This window comes from Arthrobacter citreus, assembly GCF_038405225.1.
GTDB classification, from domain to species: domain Bacteria; phylum Actinomycetota; class Actinomycetes; order Actinomycetales; family Micrococcaceae; genus Arthrobacter_B; species Arthrobacter_B citreus_A.
Map to the genome: position 1 here is coordinate 517634 of NZ_CP151657.1, position 20326 is coordinate 537959.

At 65.7% G+C, this 20326-nt stretch carries 14 protein-coding genes; 11 read left to right on the forward strand and 3 right to left on the reverse strand.

Going from position 1 to position 20326, the window contains the following annotated elements:
* Positions 1 to 225: 225 nt before the first annotated feature.
* From mtrA to secA, 7 genes are all read left to right on the forward strand, one after another.
* A complete protein-coding gene (gene mtrA, locus AAE021_RS02465; protein WP_342024085.1) occupies positions 226 to 903 on the forward strand; it encodes an MtrAB system response regulator MtrA in 678 nt (225 codons plus the stop codon).
* Positions 875 to 2611, forward strand: coding sequence for an MtrAB system histidine kinase MtrB (gene mtrB, locus AAE021_RS02470; RefSeq protein ID WP_342024086.1), 1737 nt, complete (start codon positions 875 to 877; stop codon positions 2609 to 2611). Before mtrA ends, mtrB begins: the two co-directional genes overlap by 29 nt.
* Complete coding sequence (locus tag AAE021_RS02475; protein WP_342024087.1) at positions 2601 to 4355, forward strand: LpqB family beta-propeller domain-containing protein; 1755 nt, start codon at positions 2601 to 2603, stop codon at positions 4353 to 4355. The genes mtrB and AAE021_RS02475 overlap by 11 nt, the downstream gene beginning before the upstream one ends.
* 104 nt (positions 4356 to 4459) lie before the next feature.
* Positions 4460 to 5353, forward strand: a complete 894-nt coding sequence (locus AAE021_RS02480; protein WP_342024088.1) for a ComF family protein — start codon at positions 4460 to 4462, stop codon at positions 5351 to 5353.
* A 170-nt stretch (positions 5354 to 5523) separates the two neighbouring features.
* Positions 5524 to 6288, forward strand: coding sequence for a ribosome hibernation-promoting factor, HPF/YfiA family (gene hpf / locus AAE021_RS02485; protein WP_342024089.1), 765 nt, complete (start codon positions 5524 to 5526; stop codon positions 6286 to 6288).
* Positions 6289 to 6463: 175 nt separating this feature from the next.
* Positions 6464 to 7672, forward strand: a complete 1209-nt coding sequence (locus tag AAE021_RS02490; protein ID WP_342024090.1) for a winged helix-turn-helix domain-containing protein — start codon at positions 6464 to 6466, stop codon at positions 7670 to 7672.
* A 91-nt stretch (positions 7673 to 7763) separates the two neighbouring features.
* Positions 7764 to 10541 (forward strand): preprotein translocase subunit SecA, encoded by a 2778-nt coding sequence (secA, locus tag AAE021_RS02495; protein WP_342024091.1) that lies wholly within the window; start codon positions 7764 to 7766, stop codon positions 10539 to 10541.
* Between the two features lie 52 nt (positions 10542 to 10593).
* On the opposite strand, the gene AAE021_RS02500 is transcribed toward secA, so the two are convergent.
* Together AAE021_RS02500 and AAE021_RS02505 are read right to left on the reverse strand one after the other, a co-directional pair.
* Complete coding sequence (locus tag AAE021_RS02500) at positions 10594 to 11217, reverse strand: Rv3235 family protein (RefSeq protein WP_342024092.1); 624 nt, start codon at positions 11215 to 11217, stop codon at positions 10594 to 10596.
* 68 nt (positions 11218 to 11285) lie between these two features.
* Positions 11286 to 12062, reverse strand: coding sequence for a hypothetical protein (locus AAE021_RS02505; protein WP_342024094.1), 777 nt, complete (start codon positions 12060 to 12062; stop codon positions 11286 to 11288).
* 232 nt (positions 12063 to 12294) lie between these two features.
* On the opposite strand from AAE021_RS02505, the gene AAE021_RS02510 reads away from it, so the two are divergent.
* Complete coding sequence (locus tag AAE021_RS02510; RefSeq protein ID WP_342024095.1) at positions 12295 to 12843, forward strand: hypothetical protein; 549 nt, start codon at positions 12295 to 12297, stop codon at positions 12841 to 12843.
* Positions 12844 to 12937: 94 nt separating this feature from the next.
* Here the strand turns inward: AAE021_RS02510 and AAE021_RS02515 are convergent, their stop codons facing one another.
* On the reverse strand, positions 12938 to 13171 hold the full coding sequence (locus AAE021_RS02515; RefSeq protein ID WP_342024096.1) for a helix-turn-helix domain-containing protein: 234 nt from the start codon (positions 13169 to 13171) through the stop codon (positions 12938 to 12940).
* Between the two features lie 205 nt (positions 13172 to 13376).
* On the opposite strand from AAE021_RS02515, the gene AAE021_RS02520 reads away from it, so the two are divergent.
* The 3 genes from AAE021_RS02520 (at position 13377) to AAE021_RS02530 (ending at position 20314) form a co-directional block, all read left to right on the forward strand.
* A complete protein-coding gene (locus AAE021_RS02520; protein ID WP_342024097.1) occupies positions 13377 to 14024 on the forward strand; it encodes a hypothetical protein in 648 nt (215 codons plus the stop codon).
* A complete protein-coding gene (locus AAE021_RS02525) occupies positions 14021 to 15385 on the forward strand; it encodes a chromosome partitioning protein (protein WP_342024098.1) in 1365 nt (454 codons plus the stop codon). Before AAE021_RS02520 ends, AAE021_RS02525 begins: the two co-directional genes overlap by 4 nt.
* A gap of 84 nt (positions 15386 to 15469) precedes the next feature.
* Entirely contained in the window at positions 15470 to 20314 is a 4845-nt protein-coding gene (locus AAE021_RS02530; protein ID WP_342024099.1) for an NAD-glutamate dehydrogenase, read from the forward strand.
* Positions 20315 to 20326 lie beyond the last annotated feature (12 nt).

Here is a 20326-nt window from a genome sequence, read left to right on the forward strand (position 1 = left end):
TTCCAGACGCTTCCGGGCGCCCCCCGTAAAATGCGCCGGAAACTATGTCCTCTAGGATGAAAGGGATATCGTCAGTTGTCACAGTGCCGCACGGCACGGCGGATGCGCAGCATCCAAGGCAGCGGGCAGAGGTTCGGCGGGAATGCCCCGGCCAGCCCGGAGGCCGGCAGGACAAGGCGCCGCAACGAAGAACCGGTTTGAACAGTCAGCCGGGGACAGGGAGTTATGAAGGCACGCATATTGGTCGTGGACGACGACGAAGCACTGGCCGAGATGATCGGCATTGTGCTCCGCAACGACGGGTTCGACCCGGTCTTCTGCGCGGACGGCTCCAAGGCATTGGAGATCTTCCGCAGCTCAAAGCCCGACCTGGTGCTGCTGGACCTCATGCTGCCCGGAATTGACGGCATTGAGGTATGCCGGCAGATCCGCGGCGAGTCGGACGTGCCCATCGTCATGCTGACCGCGAAGTCCGACACATCCGACGTCGTACGCGGTCTGGAGTCCGGGGCCGATGACTATGTGCCCAAGCCGTTCAAGCCCGCAGAGCTCGTGGCCCGGGTCCGTGCACGGCTGCGTCCGGGCGACACCAAGACCCCGGAATCCCTCAGCATTGGCGAAGTGTCCATCGACGTTGCCGGCCATGTGGTTGCGCGCGGCGCCGAGACCATTTCGCTGACCCCGCTGGAGTTTGACCTGCTGGTGGCCCTGGCCCGGAAACCCTGGCAGGTGTTTACCCGTGAAATGCTGCTGGAGCAGGTGTGGGGGTACCGCCACGCCGCGGATACCCGGCTGGTCAACGTCCATGTGCAGCGGCTTCGTTCCAAAATCGAGCGCGATCCCGAAGCACCCGAAATTGTTCTGACGGTGCGCGGTGTCGGTTACAAAGCCGGCCAGAGCTAGGCGCCCGCGGACTTCCGCGCTAAAGACCGAAGTCCTGCCGGCAGCGGTCCGCATCCTTAAGCAACTCCGGGATACGCTGCGCCGGGCAACGTTCCAGCGCATTGCGCGCCGGTGGCGGCGGTCGCTGCTGTTCAAGACGGTGGTTTCCACCCTGCTGCTGGTGACTTTGGCCTGCGCCGGCGTGGGAGCCTTTTTGTCGCACCAGATTGCGGGCGCCCTTTATGAGGAGCGCCTGAGCCAGTTCCAGTCCGAGGCAACCGCTGGTCTTATCTCGGCAAAGGAAAACTTCCGGACCACTGCGGCGACGGACCGTGAGGGAACCGAGCGGCTGGTCTCCAACACCCTCTCGCTGCTTGAGGGACAGGGCGCCGACGCCCGCCGGCTGTACCTGCTCACCCCCATCCCGGGCCAGGAACAGAACCTGTTTGTCTCCCAGACCCTGGGTGAGGGAATCACGGCCGGCAGCATTCCCTCGGTGTTGAGCGAGTCCGTCCGGAGCATCGACGTCAACAGCGAGCAGGACACCATTCACTGGTCCCCGCTTGCCCTGGCCCACGGGGAACCGGGCCTGGCTTTCGGCACAAAAGTGACCCTGCCGCCGGACCGGGCGGAGTACGCCCTGTACCTGATCTATGACCTGCAATCCATGCAGCAGACGCTGGATGACATCCACCGCATCCTTTGGATTGCAGGGGGCCTAATGCTGGTTATCATCGGCACGATCGCATGGATCGTGGCGAAGGCCGGCGTGGGCGCCGTCAGCGACGCCGCCGCCGTGTCCGAAAAGCTGGCCGCCGGCGAACTCCAGGAACGCATGGTGGTCAAGGGCGAGGACGACGTCGCCCGCCTGGCTGCATCCTTTAACCGCATGGCCGCAACCCTGCAGGACCAGATCACCCAGCTGGCCCAGCTCTCACGCATGCAGCAGGTTTTTGTTTCCGACGTGTCCCACGAGCTGCGTACCCCGCTGACGACCGTCCGCATGGCCGCGGAGGTGCTTTACGACGCCCGCGACGGCTTTGATCCCATTAGCCGCCGGTCCACGGAACTGCTGTACCACCAGGTGGAGCGCTTCCAGGCGCTGCTTGCCGACCTCTTGGAGATATCGCGGTTCGACGCCGGGGCCGCATCACCGGATCTGGAGCCCACCGACATTTTTGCCGTGGTCCGTGAAGTCATCGAAGCCACGGAACCCCTGGCCCTGAACATCGGTTCCCAGGTCACCATCGTTTCCAAGGAGACGAGCTGCATGGTTGACGCCGATCCGAGGCGTATCGAACGGATTCTCCGGAACCTGCTCGTTAATGCCCTGGAGCACGGTGAAGGCCAGCCGATCGAAATCGCCATCGGCTCCAATATCGACGCCGTCGCCGTGGCCGTGCGCGATCACGGCATCGGCATGACCGACGACGAAGCCTCCCGCGTGTTCGACCGTTTCTGGCGTGCGGATCCGGCCCGTGCACGGACCACCGGCGGAAGCGGTCTGGGGCTGTCCATCGCGGTCGAGGATGCACTGCTGCACGGCGGCCTGCTCCAGGCATGGGGGCGCCCCGGCGACGGGGCCTGTTTCCGGCTCACGCTGCCGCGCCGCAACGGTGTTCCGTTCTCGGATTCACCCGTGCCCCTTTCACCGTACGACGGCGCGCCGGGCACCCGAGCCCTGGCCGCCCCGGCAGCACCAGTGGAGGAGAAAACCGATGCCAGCTAGCCCGGCTGCGCGGCCGTTTGCCCGGATCATCCTCATGGCCGCAGTACTGCTGGCCGTCCTGAGCGGTTGCTCGTCCATTCCCACGACCGGTCCGGTGGGCACGGCCACGGCCCACAGCGACGGGAACGCACTGGTGGACACCTTCGCCGCGGCCCCGCGCGGACCCAGCGAAGAAGGGGGAGAAACCCCGGAAGAAATCCTGCAGGGATTCATCGCGGCGGGAACCGGGGCCGCGGACGACTACAGTGTGGCGCGGGAGTTCCTCACTGACTCAGCGGCCGAAACATGGACTCCCACAGAGCGCGTACTGATCTACGGTGCGGACCCCAATATCGTCCCCGGAGCCGATGGAAGCAGCTACTCCATCCGCCTGGAAGTGGTGGGCTCGCTGGATGACCGGGGAATTCGCACGGACCGGGCATCCGGCACCACGGAAACCCTCTCGGCCACACTCGGCAAAGAGGACGGGCAGTGGAGAATCAGTGCGGTTCCCAACGGCATCATGGTCTCCGAGGTGAGCTTCTCGCTGTTGTTCCTCTCCCACAACCTTTACTTCTATTCGAGCAGCTACGATTTCTGGGTGCCGGACACCCGCTGGTTCGTCCAGAAATCGGGTATCGCGGCCAACGTGGTCAAAGCCATGCTCCAGGGACCGGCACCGTACCTGCAGGGCGCCGTCAGCAGCGCCTTTCCGGCCGGGACTGCCTTGGCACGGGATGCCGTGCCAGTGGTTTCCGGCGTAGCCACCGTCGATCTTTCCGCAGATGTGCTGGAGGATTCCAGCGACCTGAACCGGCAGCAAATGGCGCTGCAGCTGCGGCAGAACCTGGGAAATCTGAACAACGTTAATTCAGTGACCATGACGGTGAACCAGCGTTCCGTGGACCTGGGCAAGGAAAGCGGCGATTTGGTTGAGGCCGTTGCTGATCCCGAGGTTGGCGGAACGCAGATTGCCGCCTACCAGAACGAGCTGGTCTACTTCAAGGATGGGCAGCAACAGCCCATTGAAGGGATCCCCAGCGTTGCCGAGTACGGGCCGCGGGATCCGGCGCTGTCCCTGGACCTGGCAACCATTGCCTTCCTGAACGGGGACCGGTCGGCGCTGTTCCTCACTGGACCGAACCAGGCCGTCCGTGAGGTTGCGGAAGGCAGTTCGCTGACGCCACCCAGCATCGATCCGGGCCGCTGGACCTGGACGGCAGCACAAACCGGCAGCGGAGTGTCCATTCTGGCGCTGCCCCCGGACGGCGCCGCTGAGAACATCCTGTCCCTGCCTGTTCCCTGGCTGGCCGAAGCCACTGTTTCGGAGCTGAGGGTCTCCCGCGACGGTGCGCGTGCCCTGCTGGTCGCCAACCAGGGCGGGCGCAGCCAGGTGCTGGTGGCCGGAATTGTGCGGGATGGCGACGGCGTGCCGCGCACCTTGACCACACCGCTGGAACTGGCCGTCACCTCAGAATCCGGTTTGGGGATACCCCAGGCCCTTCCCGTAAACCGGGCGAAATGGATGTCCGAGGATTCCATTGCGGCCGTGCAGACTTCCGCCGACGGGCAGGTCACGCCCATCATCCTGGGCCTGGGCGCCCGTCCACAGCCGCTGGCCGGCCTTGCCGGGATCACCGGAATCAGCGCCGGCAAGGGGGAGCAAGACATCTACGTGCAAACGCCAACGGCAATGTACAAGCGGATGGGCAACAGCTGGTATGAGGTAGCCGTGGGACTCACCGATCCGGCGTTCCCCGGCTAGCACTGCTCCTGCACAGGCGGCGGCAGACGCTGGCCCGGGCGTCTTTTCCCCGCCATCGGCAGGCGAACGGGCACCCGGTGCGGGAACCGGGGCACGCTGGCTTCATGTGCAGGCTGTGTCTTTCGGTTTCCGGGGCGGCAGCGGCCGCGGACCGGTTTCGACAACACCCGTGGCCGGCTGCCGCGGGCGCCGCTTGGGACGAGCTGGCCGCGGCCCTGCTGCCGGCGTCGTGCGTGGTGTGCGGTGCGGCCGACTCGTCCCTGTGCCGCAGCTGCCGGCGCGCGGTGCGGCACAGCGGGACGCGTCCCTACTACGCCCACGATGCAGCCGAGCTGCTCCCGCCGGCCGAAGCGGACGGGAACCGGCAAGCTGATGACTCCGGATCCGTGCTGCCGGTTCTCGCCGCCGGGCGTTACTCCGGCGGCCTCGCCCGGGTCCTGCTGGCCTACAAGAACCATGGACGCACCGGCCTGGCTGCCGTCCTGCGCCCCATGCTGGCCGGAGCCCTTCACCAAGCTGCAGAGGATGCCGGCCGCAGCAATCTCGTGCTGGTCCCGGTGCCTGGAACGGGCCGTGCCCTGCGGCGGCGGGGATACAGTCCGCTGGGACTGCTCCTCGGTACCCTCCGGACCCGGGGCCTGCTCCCTGCCCAAACGTCCCTGGAACCGCTTCTCCGGCACACGCGGACAGGGCCTGCGCAGCTGCTGCGTGCCGGAAGCCCGGCTGGTGCTCTTTTGCGAAGCCCCGGCCACAGCCAGAAACATCTTGGCCGAAAAGGGCGCCGAACCAATGTTTACGGGACTATGACGGCGGGAAGGGCTGGAACGCTGGCCGGCGTCCGCATCCTTGTGGTTGACGACGTCTTGACCACCGGAGCCACCATTGCAGAGGCCGCGCGTGCGCTGCGGGCGGCGGGTGCCCGTGTGGAGGCTGCCGTGGTGATCGCTGCAACGTCCGCTCCCGTGCGTGACGCAGGTAACACAAAGGGGGAATCCTAGACCAAACCCGACGGCTCAGGTAATCGGTATGTCCGGAGGTGAATAACCTTCCGCGGTGATCTAACGTGTTGGTATGGACAGCTTCAAGAAGAGGAGCTTTCCTGCGGCAGCGGTCGCAGAGATTTTGGCAGCGGCCGTTGCTGTGTCACCGAAATCTATTGGAGGGCACCATGGAATTCATGATCAGCGGACGCAACGTTGCAGTATCCGACCGGTTCCGGGAGTATGCCGAGGAACGAATCGCCAAGGTTGAGAACCTGGCGAACAAGGTCCAGCGAGTAGACGCGCGAATCACCAAGCAGCCCAACGTCCGTGAGGCAGACAGCTCTCTTACCGTTGAACTGACCGTTATTGGCAGGGGACCGGTGGTCCGGGCGGAAGCGACGTCCGGCGACAAGTTCGCGGCCTTTGACCTGGCCTACGCCAAACTCATTGAACGCCTCCGGCGGGCCAGCGACCGCCGCAAGGTCCATCACGGCCGGCATACTCCGGTTGCCGTACGGGTGGCCACTGCCGACTTGGATACGGTCAGCAGCAGCGAGCCGCTGTACGTGCAGCTGGAAAACGCCGCAACAGACAGCAACGCCGCAACAGACAGCAACGCCGCAGCTGACACTAACGGTGCGGTCGAGGCGGATGCCGATGAATACAATGCCGGCGAAGCGACTGACGACAGCCCTGTCCTGATCCGGCGCAAGGTTTTCCCGGGTGCCCCCATGAGCCTTGACGCCGCCGTGGACAACATGGAACTGGTCGGCCACGACTTCTATCTGTTCGTGGATTCCGCCACAGGCGCCCCATCCGTCGTCTACCGGCGCAGGGGCTGGACCTACGGGGTTATTACCCTGGATTCCCGCTGTGCCGAAGGTACCGAAGACCTGCGGGAAGAAACACGCGCCTACCGCCCTTCCGAAGGAGCGGCGGCCACTGCGTGAGGTGAGCCGGTAGCCCCGGGCTGCACCTGGGGCACCGGTTGAGGCCTCCGGGCAGGGTGGAACGGATTTTCCGGTCCACCTGCCCGGGGGCCTTTTGCTGCCGGACGGCCCTGACCCGGCCCGTGGCCGCGGGAGGGCCCGAAACGTGCACGCCGGCGGACCTAGGATGGGCTTCATGGAACTAACGCTTACCGCTGCACAGGCGCGCCTCGCCGCACTTGGCGCCCAGGGCCTGGCAAAGGGGCGGCCGGCCGGCGTCACGGCCGGATCGGTGCGCCGGGTTCTGGCCCAGCTGCACCTGCTGCAGATTGATTCCGTAAACGTCCTGTCCCGCAGCCATTACCTGCCGTTGTTTTCGCGTTTGGGCCCGTACGACACTGCCATTGCCGACCGGCTGGCCGGACAAGCTCCGCGCCGAATGGTGGAGTATTGGGCGCACGAGGCCAGCTACGTCCGCCCGGAGCTCTTCGCGGATCTGCGGTCAGTCCAGCGGCGCGTGTGGATGACCGCCCATTCGATGCCCGCCGAGGTCAGAGACGCGCTCAGCGGGGAAATTATGTCGCTGCTGGCCGGCGGCCCGCCGCTGACGGCGCGCGAAATTGCAGAACGGACTGGCGGCAGCAGTGGAAAGCCGGCAGCGAACTGGGGCTGGAACTGGAACGCATCCAAACGGGTGCTCGAAGACCTGTTTGCCTCGGGCCTGCTCAGTTCCGCAGGACGCACTCCCCAGTTTGAACGGCTGTACGCTCCCACATCCGCAGTGCATCCGGCGGGGGAAGCCGCGCTGGAACCGTCCGACCCGGAAGAAGCGGTCCTGCGGCTCACCGAATTGGCTGCCCGGGCGCACGGGGTCTCGACCGTCCGGTGCATGGCCGATTACTTCCGGCTGCTGCAGCGGGACACCGCGGCCGCGGTTGAGACTTTGGTCAAAAGGGGAACACTGAAGCCGGTGCGGGTCCCCGGCTTCAGGGCACCGGCCTACCTCCACGCCGAGGCCGTCATTCCGCGGCGTTCCTCGGCGCGGGCCCTGCTCAGCCCCTTCGACTCCCTGGTCTTCGAGCGGAAACGGCTGGAGACGCTGTTCGATTTCCGGTACCGCCTGGAGATTTACACCCCCCAAGTCGCGCGCCGCTACGGTTATTACGTGCTGCCGTTCCTGCTGGGGGATGGGTTTGCGGCCCGCGTGGACCTCAAAGCGGACCGGGCCAACAAGGCGCTGCTGGTGCAGGCGGCCCACCGTGAAGAAGGAGCTCCCGCAAGGACGGCCGTTGAGCTTGCCGCTGAACTGCGTATGATGGCAGATTGGCTGGGGCTGGACGACGTTATTGTAAAACCATCAGGTGATCTGGCGGGGGCACTAAAACTGGCAGTATGCCGGGAATAGACCTGCCGTGGGAACCCCCGCACACCGCCAAACGTCTCTCACGTAGACTGGGGACGCCAGAATTAGGCAACACTAGATTGGGAGCAAATCAGTGGCATCACTACTCGAACGGGTTCTTCGTACAGGCGATAAAAAGACGCTGAAGACGCTGCGCAACTACGCCGATGCGATTAACGTGCTCGAGGATGAGTACAGGGGCATGACGGACGCCGAGCTGCGGGGGGAAACGGACCGCTTCAAGGAGCGTTACGCAGACGGCGAGAGCCTGGACGACCTGCTCCCGGAGGCCTTTGCCGCCGTGCGCGAAGCTGCGGGACGCACCCTGGGAATGCGCCACTTCGATGTCCAGATGATGGGCGGCGCTGCCCTGCACCTGGGCAACATTGCCGAAATGAAGACCGGTGAGGGTAAGACCCTCGTTGCCACCGCCCCCGCTTACCTCAATGCGCTGACCGGGCGCGGCGTGCACATCGTGACGGTCAACGACTACCTCGCGGAGTACCAGTCCGAGCTGATGGGCCGTGTCTTCCGCTTCCTGGGCATGACCAGCGGCTGCATCCTGTCCAACCAGGACCCCACGGTCCGCCGCGAGCAGTACGCCGCGGACATCACCTATGGAACCAACAACGAGTTCGGTTTCGACTACCTCCGGGACAACATGGCCTGGAGCGCCGCGGAGCTGGTCCAGCGCGGCCACCACTTCGCCATCGTTGATGAAGTGGACTCCATCCTCATTGACGAGGCCCGCACCCCGCTCATCATTTCCGGAGCTGCCAGCGGAGACGTCAACCGCTGGTACACGGAGTTCTCCAAGGTGGTGCAGCGCCTGACCCTGGACACCGACTACGAGGTTGACGAAAAGAAGCGGACCGTTGGCGTGCTGGAATCCGGCATCGAAAAAGTCGAGGACTACCTCGGCATTTCCAACCTCTACGAGTCCGCGAACACACCGCTGATCGGTTTCCTGAACAACGCCATCAAGGCCAAGGAACTGTTCAAGCGGGACAAGGACTACGTGGTCCTCAACGGTGAAGTCATGATCGTTGATGAACACACGGGCCGCATCCTTGCAGGCCGCCGCTACAACGAAGGCATGCACCAGGCGATTGAAGCCAAAGAGGGCGTGACCATCAAGGCGGAGAACCAGACGCTGGCCACTGTGACGCTCCAGAACTACTTCCGGCTCTACGAGAAGCTCGCCGGCATGACCGGTACGGCCGAAACCGAAGCGGCCGAGTTCATGAGCACGTACAAGCTTGGCGTGGTGCCCATTCCCACGAACCGGCCCATGGCCCGGATCGACCAGCCGGACCTGATCTACAAGAATGAAATCGCCAAGTTCGACGCCGTTGTTCAGGACATCGCCGAGCGCCACGCCGCCGGACAGCCGATCCTGGTTGGCACCACGAGCGTGGAAAAGAGCGAGTACCTCTCCAAGCAGCTGGCCAAGGCCGGCATCCGGCACGAGGTCCTGAACGCCAAGAACCACGCACGTGAAGCTGCCATCGTCGCCCAGGCCGGACGCAAGGGTGCCGTCACCGTTGCCACCAACATGGCCGGCCGCGGCACCGACATCATGCTGGGCGGAAACGCCGAATTCAACGCCATCGCCGCGTTGGAGCGCCGGGGCCTGGATCCGAGCGAAAACCCGGAAGAGTACGAAGCCGCATGGCCCGACGCCCTGGAAAAGGCGCGCGAAGCCGTTGCCGCCGAGCAGCAGGAAGTCATTGATCTGGGCGGACTGTATGTGCTGGGAACGGAGCGCCACGAATCCCGGCGCATCGACAACCAGCTGCGCGGCCGGTCCGGCCGCCAGGGAGACCCGGGGGAGTCGCGTTTCTACCTCTCGCTCACCGATGACCTGATGCGGCTGTTCAACTCCGGTGCCGCCGAGCGCATCATGAACAGCTCGTCCATGCCCGACGACGTCGCGCTGGAGTCCAAGCTTGTTTCCAAGGCCATCCAGAACGCCCAGGGGCAGGTTGAGGGGCGGAACGCGGAACAGCGCAAAAATGTCCTGAAGTACGACGACGTCCTGAACCGCCAGCGCGAGGCCATCTACGGAGACCGCCGCCGCATTCTTGAGGGAGATGACCTGCAGGAAAAGGTCGGGTTCTTCCTCGAGGACGTCGTCACATCCATCGTGAACGAGGCCACTGCCGAAGGCCACGGCGACGATTGGGACTACGAGCAGCTCTGGACGAACCTCAAGACCCTGTATCCGGTGGGCCTGACCATCGACGAGGTCGTGGAGGAAGCCGGCGGGCGGTCCAAGGTCACCCGCGAGTTCCTCCAGGAGGAAATTCTCTCGGACGCACGACTGGCCTACCAGGCACGCGAAGATGCCCTCGGCGCCCCGGCCATGCGTGAGTTGGAACGCCGCGTGGTGCTGTCCGTGATTGGCCGGAAGTGGCAGGAACACCTGTACGAAATGGATTACCTCAAGGAGGGCATTGGGCTGCGGGCCATGGCCCAGCGCGATCCGCTGGTGGAGTACCAGCGCGAAGGCTTCGTGATGTTCCAGACCATGACCGAGGCCATCCGCGAGGAGTCCATCGGCTACCTGTTCAACGCTGAAGTGAAAGTCAACCAGCCTGCGGCGGACGCACCTCCGGCACTTGCCGGGTTGAAGGACGGCCGCGGCGTGGTTGGCCAGCCAACCATCACCGCCGCCGGCCTCGAGGCGCCGCAGCGCCCGGCGAGCCTGCAGTTCTCCGCCCCGAACACCGAGGGCGGGGTGGAGACGCGCGTGGAGCGGGCAGCTTCCACCAAGACCGTCAAACCAGGCGCAGCCGGTGCCGGTGCAGCGGCGTCCGCCTCCGATGCAAACCGCAAGGCGGCCCAGAAGAAAAACAAGCGCCGCAAGTAACGCGGCCACGGTGCTCGCCGGCACCGGTCCACGGCTGGTCGCATGAGGCAGGCTAGCCGATTTCCAGGACCGTGATTTTCCAGAGTCCGCGCCGCAGCTCGATCCGAAGAGCTGCGGCGCGGACTCTGCTTTGCTCCGCCGCAACCACTGACGCCTCGTAAACTCCTTCCGACACGGGGCAGATCCGGCAGCAGCGGATCATGACCTGCCGGTGCAGGCGCACCGGCGCCGCAGCTTTCGCCCCGGCGCCGGTGCGGCCCGGACCGGACCAGCTTCCGGCGGTGCCCGGCTCCCTGGTGCGGACAAGATTGGCCCGCAGTGCAAGGCGTTCAAAACTGGATGGGTCGAGCCAGCGGGCCATTTGCTGCAGGGGCCGGGTCCCTCCCAGAACTTCCAATGCCGCCTGCGTCACTGAGCGGGCTATGGCATCCACCCGTGCATCATCCTCCGGGTTGCTGTGCCAGTGGACGTCCTCCAGGGTCCCCGGCCCGGTCCCGGAGGGCTGCTGGGCCGGCGCCGGAGCGGGCCGGAGCGGGCGGTGCTTCACGGGCGGCGCTCCCGCCGCTGAGTATCCCGTGACGGGGACGCGGTGCACCGTCAGCGGCCGGGGAGCGCCGGAGGCTGCGGCGAGTTCTTCGGCTGCCTCCTGGACGGGGAACGTAATCACGGTGGTCATGGCGGCTGTCCTTTCCTGCCGCGCCCGTTCTGGCCGGGCGCCTGGCTGCTGGGGCTGGAACTGGGGCACTATCTGAGGGGCAAATCGGGTGCTTCAAGAACCTGCCCGGGAATAATCAGGTGCGGATTGCTGCCGATGGTTTCCCGGTTCCGTTCGTACCAGCGCGGCCAATGGGCTGCGATTTCCGCGTCCGTCGCCTGTGGTCCCAGCTGATTGGCGGTGATGCTCCAAAGGGAGTCACCTGCCCGCACCACCACAGCCTGTGCTGCCGCGTCGGAGCGTCCAGGCCGGATAAAGACGTTCGTGGAGGGGAGCCCCGTGCTGGGCTGCCAGTGTGCAGACGCCGGGCTCTCCGCGTCGGAACTGCCGCTGGCCGTACTGGAAGTGTTCCCGGATTCATCCGTTGTTGGTCCCCACTGGGGATGGACCGCGGCGTTGAGGGGGCTTTGCGGCAGCGAAACGCTTTGCCCGGGATTTGCGGAGGGCAGTGGATCGGCTGCCTGGGCAGCGCCGGCGCCGGTGAGCAGGTTGATCCCCAGGGCTGCTGCGGCGAGCCGCTTCATGAACGCCGGGGCAAAGGCGCCCGCTGCTGCCGCGGCAGCGGCACGGCCCGCCTTGTGGAGCAGGACTGACACCACTGCCAGGGCCATCGCCAGGATCCACCACAGGGCGATGGCCAGCCCGGCTGCCGCGGCGGCAAACCCGGCGACTCCCTGCAGGGCTGACACCGAGCCCGAAAACACCGTTTCCGGATCCGGCCGGATGGCAAGCGCCGATCCAAGAAGGACCACGACGGCGCCGCATCCGGCTGCCAGAGCCAGGAGGTCCCGCACCAGGTGTTTCATGTCGTGCCTCCTTCTCCGCATCGGAGCTCCCCGTAGCTCTACTGGATGCCGCTTCAGTCCGTTTAGCGCCATTTGATGTCGTTTAGTGCTGTTTGGAGCCGTATAACTCTTTTTGACTCCGTTTGGTGGAAGTCTGTCTACATGCCCGCTTCTGCCCTGTCTAGGGTGGTTTTCAGATTGTTTGATCCGCGGGGCCGTGGGCGGGAGCCAAGCCACCCGCTAGCCTGAGCGCATGCGATGGGACGCACTTTTTGCCGACATGGAGGCCCAAATGGCCTCCGCACACCAGCTGGCACAGGACTCGGAGGTATCAGAGCGGCTTCGGACGGATTTCGCCTCTATTGAGCTGGCAGCCCGGCTGCACAGCCAGATGGGCAGGCACTTGAAAGTGGATACCGGGCCGCCCGGATCCTTCGAGGGAGTGCTCAGCCATGTGGGCCGCGGATGGATTGTGCTTCAGGGCCGCCGCCCGGCCGTTGTCGCTCTTGGTCATGCGGTGCTGGTAACGGGCATGGACCGCTACTCCGCGGTGGAAGCACCGCCCGCGCGGCTGGGGCTTGCTTCGGCACTGCGCGGTCTCTCCCGAGACCGGGCCCAGGTGCAGGTTTTCCTGGCCGGGCGGCCGGCGGCATCCGCCCTCGACGGCAGCGTGGACCGGGTCGGGAAGGACTTTTTTGAACTGTCCCTGACATCGCGGGGCGAACCCCGGCGGGCCGGCAACGTCCGGGGAGTCGGGCTGGTGCCACTGCATGCGGTGGCGGCGGTCTGCTCGGCCGGATAGCCGCGGGCGGATAAGCCAGCGCGGCACTGATCCCTGCCGCGCGGGCCAGCCCCGCGGCCCGGTGGAACCGCCGGATCTTCTGTTCCCGCAGGCCCTAGTGCTCCGAGGGTGCGCTCTCCGAAGCATCCTCACGTTGCGGCGCGGCGGAACGGCGGTAGGCCTCGGCGATGAATTCCTCCAGCACACGGGATTCCACCCGCCACTGGCCCCGGCCGCCAATCTGGATGGCAGGCAGCTCGCCGGACCTCACCAGGGCGTACGTCTGCGAGGAGGATATGTTCAAAACCTCGCCAACATCGGCCAGTGTCAGGAACCTCTTTTCACCCACGAATCCACTTCGCTTCCATTAGCCGTTCCCTTCGCCGCACTGTTGCCTTCAGTCTCCCACCCCGGCCGGTGCTCCGGCCAAGTTATCCACACTTTGGAATTCCACGAAAATCACCGTTTCCTTCCGCCGGTTTGTGGTCAACAATGGCAGCGATTGCACGTCCGGGGTTGTGCAGCCCCGGATCCAGGTGCCACCAGGGGGAAAAATGAGTCTCACTACAACCGTGCCGGCCTCCGCGCCGCGCCTGAAAAAACCGTCGTGGAAGGATCCGCGGCTGCTGCTGGGCATCATGCTGGTGCTGGCCTCCACCGCAGGCGTCGTGGCGCTGGTGGGCTCGGCGGACCAGACCACTGAGGTGTTCGTCGTGGACGAGGACATCCCGGTGGGAACGCCCGTCAGCGCTGAGGATCTGGCCGTGGTGCCGGTGCGGCTGGGCGATGTCTCCGGTTCCTATCTGCCGGCGTCCGAAGGAATCCCCGAACGGTCAGTGGCATCGTCACTGCTGCGCAAGGGCGAACTGGTGGCCCGCAGCCAGCTGGGAACCGCCGACGGCCTGAAACGCAAACCGGTGGGTCTGCGGGTGGACGACCTCCTTCCCAGCGGAACCCGGGCCGGGTCGAGGGTCGATGTCTGGGTGGCCCTGCCGGACGAACGAAACGGTTTCAAGGAGCCGCAGAAGATCCTCACGGCCGCTGAAATCTCGGAGCTGACAGTGGACGAGTCCGTGCTGGGCGCCAACCGGTCCACGCAGATCCTCGTCCTGGTGGAGGACGAGGACCTTGCCGGCCTGCTGAGCGCGCAGTCGAACGGCGCGAAAATCGCAGTGGTCCAGAACCCCGGCGCCGGCTCATGAACATTCCGGTGGTGACTGTCGGCAGCGGTGTGGGCAACCTGGTCCAGGACCTGGAGCGGCTTCACGGCCCGCTCACCGTGGTCCGGCGCTGCGCCGAGCTGCCGGAACTGGTTGCGGCGTGCCAGAGCGGCATTGCCCGTGCGGCCATCGTGGCCGACGACGCCGGGGAGGTCACCGCAGCGCTGGCCGAACGCCTTGCCGCGTCGGGCGTGGCGCTGCTGGTGCTGGCGGACGACGAAGGGTCCCGCGAGCGGCTCAGCGCGCTCAGCATTGTCCATGCACCCCGGGGATCCGCCGCCGAAATGCTCTCGGACCTTGTGGCCGACGCCGTGCATCAGCTGGACGGGCGGCCGGCTGCGGCCTTGCTGGCGGATCCGGCCGGGGCGCTGCTCACCTGGTCGGCTGATGGTTCCGGATGGCCGGTCCGCCCGGCAGGCCGCGCCGATGCTCCGGGAAGCGGTCCTTCTCCGGAGCAGGAGGGCGGGGACGGGGAAAGAGGGGAGGGGGACGGGAAACCCGCGGGCACCATTGTTGCGGTGTGGGGTCCGGCGGGCGCGCCGGGACGGACCACCTTTGCCGTGAACTTTGCGGCGGAAGCGGCGGCGGATGGGAAGACTGTCCTGCTGATGGATGCCGACACGTATGGTTCCTCGGTGGCCGCGAGCCTGGGACTCCTGGACGAGTCCGCCGGCGTGGCCCAGGTTTGCCGGCTCGCCGATCAGGGACTGCTGGACCGGCAGTCGCTGCTCCGCAGCGCGCTGAGCGTGTCTTTGAAGGGGCAGCGTTTGCTGGTGCTGACCGGAATCACCCGTTCCGACCGCTGGGTGGAGCTGCGCCCCACGGCCCTGGGACTGGTCCTGGACCAGGCACGGAAGACGGCGGACCTGATTGTCATCGACTGCGGCTTCAGCTTGGAGGCTGACGAAGAACTGAGCTTCGACACGCTGGCGCCGCGGCGAAACGGAGCCACCCTGCGGGCCCTCGAACTGGCGGACACCGTATATGCCGTGGGGGCGGCCGACTCCGTGGGAATTCCGCGCCTGGTCCGGGCGCTCGCCGAGCTGGAGGGCGCAGTCCCCGGCACCGTGCCCAGGGTGGTGCTCAACAAGGTCCGGGCGTCCGCCGTCGGCCGTTCCCCCGAGCGCCAGCTGCGTGACGCATGGGAGAGATTTGGCCCCGGAACGGAGATAACGGCCTTCCTCCCGGCTGACTTCACCTCGATGGATGCGGCTTTGCTGGGCGGCTCAGCTCTGCTGGAGACAGCTCCTTCCTCGCCCCTGCGGCAGGCAATTGCTGCGCTCGCCGGCGTGCCGGCGTCGTCCCGGGGCCGGCTGAAGCGGCGTGCGGCACGTGCAAAGTGACCTTTTCATCCTTGAGAGATAGGCTCGAGTAAGGCCACCCGCAAAGAAGCGGAGGGCGAAAAGGCTACAACGGAGGCGTATTACATGTCGTCTGGATCCCGTATTCCGGATCTACCAGGTACCGACGATTCCCTGGATGAATTTATAGGGAACTACTACGAGCATCTGGCAGGGGAAGACGCAGACGGATATCCGCGCTCTTCCCTGCGCGAAAGGGCCGAGCGCCACCGCGAAGTGGGGTCCATCCGGCCCGAAGGACAGGCCTCCGTTGCCGTCTTCGATCAGGGCGATGCCAGCATCGTCATGATCGTCACCGACGACATGCCGTTCCTGGTCGATTCCGTGACGGCGGAAATTGTTCGGCAGAACGCCGCCATCCGGCTCGTTGTGCATCCCACGTTCCTGGTGAGCCGGGACCGGGAAACCGGAGAGCTGCAGGCCGTGCACCGGGTGCCGGCCACCGCAGGGGTCTCCAGCGGCGACACCGCGGCGCTGCCCAATCTCTCCGCCCTGCTGGGCCGGCAGGACGAGACCACCCGCATTGAATCCTGGATTGCGGTGGAAATCGCACGACTGCCCGATGAGGCGCAGCGCAGCGGGCTGACCGGGGGACTGCGCAAGGTCCTGGAAGACGTGCGCCTGGCCGTCACCGACTGGCCGGCCATGCGGGCCAAGGTCCACGAGGTGTCCCGCTCTCTCGAAGAAGTGCCCACTGCCGGACAGATCCCGGACCTGCAGCAGGCACGGGAACTGCTGTCCTGGCTGGACAACGGAAACTTCACGTTCCTGGGGTACCGCGAGTATGACCTCATCACCGAAAACGGTGAGGATGTCCTGCGCGTCAGCGAGGACAAGGGACTGGGGCTGCTCAGCCGTGCCTCGGCCTCCGGACGGGTGCAGCACCTGACCACTGCCGGCCGGGCAAAGGCCCGGGAAAAGCGCGCGCTTGTCATCACCAAGGCAAACTCCCGCTCCACCGTGCACCGTGCCGCCTACCTGGACTACATCGGCATCAAGCGCTTCGACGCGCAGGGCAACGTGAACGGGGAGCGCCGCTTTATCGGCCTGTTCTCCACCGGCGCCTACACCGGCTCCGTGCGTAACGTGCCGATCGTGCGGGACAAGGTGCGGGAAGTCATGCAGCGCGCAGGGTTCCCCGCGGATTCGCACTCCGGCAAGGACCTGCTGTCCATCCTGGAGACCTACCCGCGTGATGAGTTGTTCCAGATCGATGGGGACGCACTGCTGGACACCGCGCGGAGCATCCTTCGGCTGCAGGAGCGGCGCCGGACCCGGCTGTTCCTGAGGCCGGATGTATACGGCCGGTTCATGTCCGCCCTGGTCTTCCTGCCGAGGGACCGGTACAACACCTCCGTGCGCCTGCGCATCCAGGACGAGCTTCGTTCAACCTTCAAAGCCGAGTCCATCGACTTCGAGGCACGGCTTACCGAGTCCGCGCTTGCCCGCATCTTCTTCCGGATCCGGCTGCCCCGGGGCGCCGAGATTGTGGAGCTGGACGCGGCGGCACTGGAACAGCGCCTCGTGCAGGCAGCCCGGTCCTGGAGCGAAGGCATCGGCGAGGTGCTCCGCTCCACCTTCAGCGCTGACGCCGCAGGAAAGCTGACAGGCCTGTGGGCGGAAGCTTTCCCGGCCGACTACCGCGTGGCTTACGAGGTGGAGGATGCCCTCGAGGACATTTGCCGCTTGGAAGCCCGTGCCGCGTCGCCTGACACCGCGCCGGAACTTTTTGTCTACGTCCCGGAGGCCTCCCGCCGCAGCGGCGGTGAGGATGCCCGGCTGAAGCTGTACCTGCTGCAGCCGCGTTCCCTGACGCAGATCCTTCCCATCCTGCATAACCTCGGCCTGGAAGTCCTCGATGAAAGGCCCTTTGAAATCAGCCGCGGGGACGGCACCACCTTCCACCTGTATGACCTGGGCCTGAAATACCCCGCCGGCATGGATCCGGAAAAAACCGGATCCCTCCTGGCCGAGGCCTTCGGCGCCGCCACTTCCGGAGCCAGCGAATCGGATTATTTCGACCGGCTGATCCTGGAGCTGGGGATGTCCTGGCGTCAGGTGGTGATCCTGCGCAGCTACGCCAAGTACATGCGCCAGCTGGGGAACACCAATTCCTACGGCTTTGTCGCAGGAACGCTCAGGCGCAACCCCGACGTGGCCAGGGCCCTGGTGGGGCTCTTCGACGCCCGTTTCAACCCGGATCTCTCCGACGAGGAACGAAGCGCGGCGGAGGAAGCGGCACGAAACGCCCTCGACGCCGGTTTGGAGAAGGTGCCCACGCTCGACGCCGACCGGGTTCTGCGCACCGTGGCTAACCTGATCAACGCCACGCTCCGCACCAACTTCTACCAGGACAAGCCGTACGTCAGCTTCAAACTGAACACCGCAGCTATCGAGGGTGCTCCGTTCCCGCGTCCCAAGTTTGAAATCTGGGTCTATTCCCCGCGGGTCGAAGGCGTGCACCTGCGCTTCGGCGAGGTGGCGCGGGGCGGTCTGCGCTGGTCCGACCGGCGCGAGGACTTCCGCACCGAGATCCTGGGCCTGGTGAAGGCACAGACAGTGAAGAACGCCGTCATTGTGCCCACCGGTGCCAAGGGCGGGTTCTACGCCAAGCAGCTGCCGGATCCCGCCGCGGACCGCGCGGCGTGGATGGAAGAGGGCAAGGAAAGCTACCGCACCTTCATCCGCGCGCTGCTGGACATCACTGACAACCTGGTCATCTCCGACGGCACCGAGCAGGTTGTCCCGCCGCGGCGCGTTGTGCGCCACGACGGCGACGACAGCTACCTGGTGGTTGCCGCCGACAAGGGCACGGCGTCCTTCTCCGACATCGCCAACGCCCTGTCGGCAGAGTACGGTTTCTGGCTCGGCGACGCGTTCGCCTCCGGCGGCTCCGTCGGCTACGACCACAAGGCCATGGGCATCACCGCCCGCGGCGCCTGGGAATCGGTCAAGCGCCACTTCAGCGAGCTCGGCGTCGACACGCAGACCGAGTCCTTCACCGCCGTCGGTGTGGGCGACATGAGCGGCGACGTCTTCGGCAACGGCATGCTCCTGTCCGAACACACCAAACTGGTGGCCGCCTTTGACCACCGCCACATCTTCCTGGATCCGAATCCCGATCCGGCGGCTTCACACGCGGAGCGCCGGCGGCTGTTCGAGCTTCCGCGTTCATCCTGGGCCGACTACGACTCATCGCTGATCAGCACCGGCGGCGGGGTCTTCCCGCGCCAGTCCAAGAGCATTCCGCTGAGTCCCGAGGTCCGTGCGGTCCTGGGCCTGGAGGACTCGGTGACCAAGATGAGCCCGCCGGATCTGCTCCGGGCCATCCTGAAGGCACCGGCGGACCTGCTGTACAACGGCGGAATCGGCACCTATGTGAAGGCCTCCACGGAGACCAACACCGAGGTGGGCGACAAGGCCAACGACGCCATCCGGGTGGATGGCCGGGACCTGAGGGTCAAGGTGATCGGTGAAGGCGGAAACCTGGGCATGACCCAGCGCGGACGCATTGAAGCCGCCCGTGCCGGAGTTATCCTCAACACCGACGCCATCGATAACTCGGCCGGCGTTGACTGCTCCGACCACGAGGTCAACATCAAGATCTTCGTGGACCGGATGGTGGCCGCCGGGCGCCTTGACCCGGCTGAGCGCGCCGAGTTCCTGCACTCCATGACCGACGAAGTCGGCCGCCTGGTGCTGCAGGACAACAAGGACCAGAACATGCTCCTGCTCAACGACCGCCGGCACGTCATCGAGTGGAGCCCCAGCTTCGAGCGCCTGATGGACTGGCTCGAGAAGCACGCTGACCTGAACCGGGAGCTGGAGGCCCTGCCGACCAACGCCGAGCTCCGTGCCCGGGTGGCAGCAGGCGAAGGCCTCACATCCCCGGAACTGTCGGTGCTGGCCGCATACGCCAAGATCGAGCTGACCAAGGCACTGACCAACTCCGACCTGGCTGATGATCCGTACTTCAGCGGCACGCTGCGCCGGTACTTCCCGAAGCAGCTGGTGGAGCGGTTCGACGACCAGCTGGACACCCATCCGCTGCGCCGCGAAATCATCGCCACCATGGTGGCCAACGACATCATCAACATCGGTGGCATCACCTTTGCGTTCCGTGTCATGGAAGAGACCTCGGCCACCGAGGCCATGGTGGCGCGCGCCTTCACCGCCCTGCGCGAAATCTACGAGATTGACGGAGTCATCCGGGTGCTCAACTCGCTGCCGGCGAGCTTCCCCACCCGGAACTGGACCACCATCCACCTGGACATGCGCCGGCTGCTGGACCGTGCAGTGCGTTGGTTCATCAACCACGTGGGCCGCGGGAGCTCGATCGACGAGGACATCGAGGCCTTCAAGCCCGTTGTGGGGCCGCTGCGCGCCAACCTTTTGGATTACCTGCAGGGAACGGACCGGGAACGGTTCCAGGCAGCACTGGAACGCTCCCGCGAGTGGGAGCTGCCGGACGATCTCGGCACCTATTGGGCGGAACTGTTCGAAAGCTTCGGGCTGCTGGACATCTCCCTGTTGACGGCGAAGCGGGTGGACGAGCCGGCCGCGAACGTTGCCGGGGTGTACTTTGCCCTGTACGAGCGGTTCGCCGTTGATGACCTGCTGGAACGGATCACCAAACTGCCCCGCGGCGACCGGTGGCAGGCGCTGGCCAGGGCGGCCCTGCGGGACGACCTGTACTCCACTGTTGCCGACATGACGGTGGCCGCGCTGAAGGCAACCGCCGGACATGCGGGGGAGGACCCGCTGAAGCGGGTGGAACTGTGGGAAGAGCAGAACTCCGACAATTTGGAGCGCGCCCGGGTGATGTTCGAAGATGTGAACAAGCTCGAGCACGACGACATGGCTTCCCTCTCGGTTGCCCTGCGCCTGCTTCGCTCCATCGTTCGCCGCTAGAAACAACGAAGA

Bases quoted from the DNA above. Each gene is read 5' to 3' on its own strand.
- mtrA (WP_342024085.1), top strand. From the start codon at position 226: ATGAAGGCACGCATATTGGTCGTGGACGACGACGAAGCACTGGCCGAG.
- AAE021_RS02475 (WP_342024087.1), top strand. From the start codon at position 2,601: ATGCCAGCTAGCCCGGCTGCGCGGCCGTTTGCCCGGATCATCCTCATG.
- AAE021_RS02480 (WP_342024088.1), top strand. From the start codon at position 4,460: ATGTGCAGGCTGTGTCTTTCGGTTTCCGGGGCGGCAGCGGCCGCGGAC.
- hpf (WP_342024089.1), top strand. From the start codon at position 5,524: ATGGAATTCATGATCAGCGGACGCAACGTTGCAGTATCCGACCGGTTC.
- AAE021_RS02490 (WP_342024090.1), top strand. From the start codon at position 6,464: ATGGAACTAACGCTTACCGCTGCACAGGCGCGCCTCGCCGCACTTGGC.
- AAE021_RS02500 (WP_342024092.1), bottom strand. From the start codon at position 11,217: ATGACCACCGTGATTACGTTCCCCGTCCAGGAGGCAGCCGAAGAACTC.
- AAE021_RS02505 (WP_342024094.1), bottom strand. From the start codon at position 12,062: ATGAAACACCTGGTGCGGGACCTCCTGGCTCTGGCAGCCGGATGCGGC.
- AAE021_RS02510 (WP_342024095.1), top strand. From the start codon at position 12,295: ATGCGATGGGACGCACTTTTTGCCGACATGGAGGCCCAAATGGCCTCC.
- AAE021_RS02520 (WP_342024097.1), top strand. From the start codon at position 13,377: ATGAGTCTCACTACAACCGTGCCGGCCTCCGCGCCGCGCCTGAAAAAA.
- AAE021_RS02525 (WP_342024098.1), top strand. From the start codon at position 14,021: ATGAACATTCCGGTGGTGACTGTCGGCAGCGGTGTGGGCAACCTGGTC.
- AAE021_RS02530 (WP_342024099.1), top strand. From the start codon at position 15,470: ATGTCGTCTGGATCCCGTATTCCGGATCTACCAGGTACCGACGATTCC.